This window comes from Bellilinea sp. (genome assembly GCF_034432615.1).
Classification (GTDB): domain Bacteria; phylum Chloroflexota; class Anaerolineae; order Anaerolineales; family Anaerolineaceae; genus Bellilinea.
In genome coordinates this window covers 1-3,008 of sequence record NZ_DAOUBL010000058.1, presented here as the reverse complement: position 1 = coordinate 3,008, position 3,008 = coordinate 1, and the positions used below count along the sequence as shown (strand labels likewise).

Genomic DNA, 3,008 nt, shown 5'->3' with positions numbered 1-3,008 from the left:
GCTGGGGTCGATGATTGTGGCCGTTTAACACGAGGAAATGCTCTATCTGGCTCATTGTGGTCCGGTTCACTCATTTATAATCAATGCCCAGACCGTTGAACATTATCATGATCCGCAGGGAGCCGGGCGAGGATTGGGGATCAGCCGCACGGCATCCGTACGTTATTATCGTTGCACCTTTCAGGCGGGTGATCTGGCATTGTTGTGTGTTCAGCCGCCACAAAACTGGACGCGGCAGACCCTGCTTGGCAGTACACAACTGTCACTGGATAATTTGCGCCGCCGTTTGCTGGTACAGGCAGATGAAAACCTCGGTTTTATCATGCTGCGAACCCGTAAAGGGGCCGGTGAAATTCACGTTCGCAACCTGCGCACCGGAGAGGCGGAACTCTCCCCGCTCATGCGAACGGTTGAATCACCCCCTGACCAAAAAGAAAAACCCGGAGCAATGCCGGCAGTGCAGCCTGCCGCACAAACTACCACGCACAAAGAGCAGCTGCAGGACACCAAACGGGCGGTGTACCTTGCCGGTGAAAAGAAACCAGAGGATGCCCCTGAAGGCGGTCTGACGCAACGCTTGCGGGATCGGTTTGGGCGAATGCAGGTACAGGTTACGCAGAAAAAAGCCTCTCCGGTCACACAATCCACCGTGGAGATGGAAAATGTCTCACCGTCTGAGATTCCACAAAAGGCTGCTGTTGAAACATCTCAACCGGCTGTTTCTCCGTTGATCAAACAAATTTCTCCAGCAGCGCGCAAGGCAGGCGGATGGGTAAGCCGTGTCCTGCATGGCTGGCAGGCTTTCCGCCAGCGCAGCGGGGCAGCGCTTTCGCGCTGGACGGCGCGGATGTTGCCCGGTAAGGCTGAGCGGCTGCCGGCTCTTTCCAACAGTGCCATGTTGTTCATTGCTGTGGTGGTGCCGTTGATTGTGGTTGCCATTGCCATGACCGCATACTGGCAGCAAGGACGCGGCGAACAGCACCGCCTGTTCATTGCGCAGGCCGAACAAATGATGGCTCAGGCCGATGCCCAGAACGATGTGTTAATGAAACGGGTCAATTATGAGGCTGCGTTGGGTTATCTGGATCAGGCCGCCGAATTTGGCAATTCTGAACGAATGCGCAATCTGCGCCGGCAGATTTTGACGGCAGTGGATCAACTGGAAGGCATCCGTCGGCTGGAGTTTTCGGCATTGCTGCCAATGCCTTTTGACAATAAAGTCAACATTACCCGGATTGTTTCTACCCCCTCTGAAGATTTATACCTGCTGGATCAATCCAGCGGACGGGTGATTCGGTTGGTGTATACCCGCCCGGGTTATGAGGTGGACAGCCGCTTTTTCTGTGGACCAAATCTGGTAGGCGGTTTAATCATTGGGCCGCTGGTGGATATTGCCGCTGCCCCTGTTCCCAATACTCTTGACGCAGTGGTGATGGGCATAGATGCGTTTGGCAATTTGTTGTACTGTTCCCTGGATGCCAATAAGACCAGCGCCATCCCTCTGCGCCCGCCGGATGCCGGTTGGGGGGAATTACGGGCGATGATTTATTCGCCCGGGCTGCTGCACTTACTGGATCCGCGTTCCAATGCGGTCTGGCGCTTCGATGGGCAGGGGGTGGATTTCAGCGATCCGCTGGCAGGGCCGCGTCTGTTTTTTGGGGATGTCATCCCCGACCTTTCCAATGCGGTGGACATTGCGATTTACCAGAATGACCTGTATATTCTACGGGAAGATAGCGGAATGGTGCTGTGTACTTACAGCAGTATCAGTTCTACACCCACCCGCTGTAATGATCCGTACCCCTATCGCGTCAGCCGGGCGGGTGAACCGGTGGAAGAATTGGATCGTCTAGGGGTCAATTTGAGCCAGATTCAAGCTACTCAGCCGCCCGAGCCGTCATTATATGTGTTGAATCCGGCGCTTCCGGCGGTTTATCAGTTCAGCCTGGGAATGACCTTTGTGCAGGAGATTCGCCCTCTGCAGGACGGAGCAACCCCTGTACCCGCCCGCCCGGCAACCGCCTTCCGCGTAACCATGGCGCGCAATTTGGTGTTAGCCTTTGGCAATCAGGTTTTTATTGCGCCGCTTTCGCAGTAGTTATTTATAACATCTGGTCGGGATAAGCACAAAACCTAACCAGCAGCGAGATGCACCCCCTCCAACCTCCCCCAATTTCGCTTTAGCGATATTGGGGGAGGCGCAGGAGGGGGCAAAATTCTGAAATTGGATGCAAAAAAGGATTTATCCCGAACTGACGTTTTTTATAAGCTATCTGCTTAGAGGTTTAACCAGCGTGTGGTGATGGCAGGCAGGTCGTTCAGCGAACCGACGTGAACCTTGCATTGCGGCAGGGATTCGAGGAAAGCCTTGCCATACTGCTTGGAAAGGATGCGTCGGTCGAGGATGACAACCACCCCGCGGTCGGACTGGGTGCGAATCAGCCGCCCAAAACCCTGGCGAAAACGCAAAATGGCTTCCGGCAGTTGATATTCGTTGAAAGGATCGTCAAATGTTTCCGATCGGGCGGCGATGATCGGATCGGAAGGTACATCGAAGGGTAACTTGACGATAACCAGCACCGAAAGAGCCTCACCGGGGATATCCACCCCTTCCCAAAAAGCGCGGGTTCCCAGCAAAACGGCTTTATCGCTTTCCCGAAAAGTTTCCAAAAGGAGATTGGCAGACGCACCCTCACCCTGCTCATAGACCTGAATTCCCGCTTCCAGCAAAGCCGGGGTGATTGCTTGTGAAGTGCGCCGCAGTTGGGCATACGAAGTAAACAGCACCAGCATCCGCCCGCCGGTGGCGCGTGCCAGCCGAATCAGATTGTGTTCAACCGCACGTTGATAGCCGTTGGCATCTACCGGTTCGGGAATGTCTTTGGCGATGAAGAGCAGCGCCGCATTTTCGTAATCGAACGGTGAGCCGAGAATCAGTTCATCGGCCTCATCGGCATTCAGGCGCGAACGCAGGTAATTAAATTCACCTTCAGCCGTCAGGGTGGCAG

At 54.9% G+C, this 3,008-nt stretch carries 2 protein-coding genes; one reads left to right on the top strand and one right to left on the bottom strand.

Annotation, left to right across the window (positions count from 1 at the left end):
* Positions 1 to 37: 37 nt before the first annotated feature.
* Positions 38 to 2,098: a hypothetical protein gene (locus VAE48_RS03080; protein ID WP_322791848.1), complete on the top strand. Its 2,061-nt coding sequence runs from the start codon at positions 38 to 40 to the stop codon at positions 2,096 to 2,098.
* 179 nt (positions 2,099 to 2,277) lie between these two features.
* On the opposite strand, the gene VAE48_RS03075 is transcribed toward VAE48_RS03080, so the two are convergent.
* A partial coding sequence (locus VAE48_RS03075) for an ATP-dependent DNA helicase (protein ID WP_322791847.1) occupies positions 2,278 to 3,008 on the bottom strand: 731 nt, incomplete at its 5' end.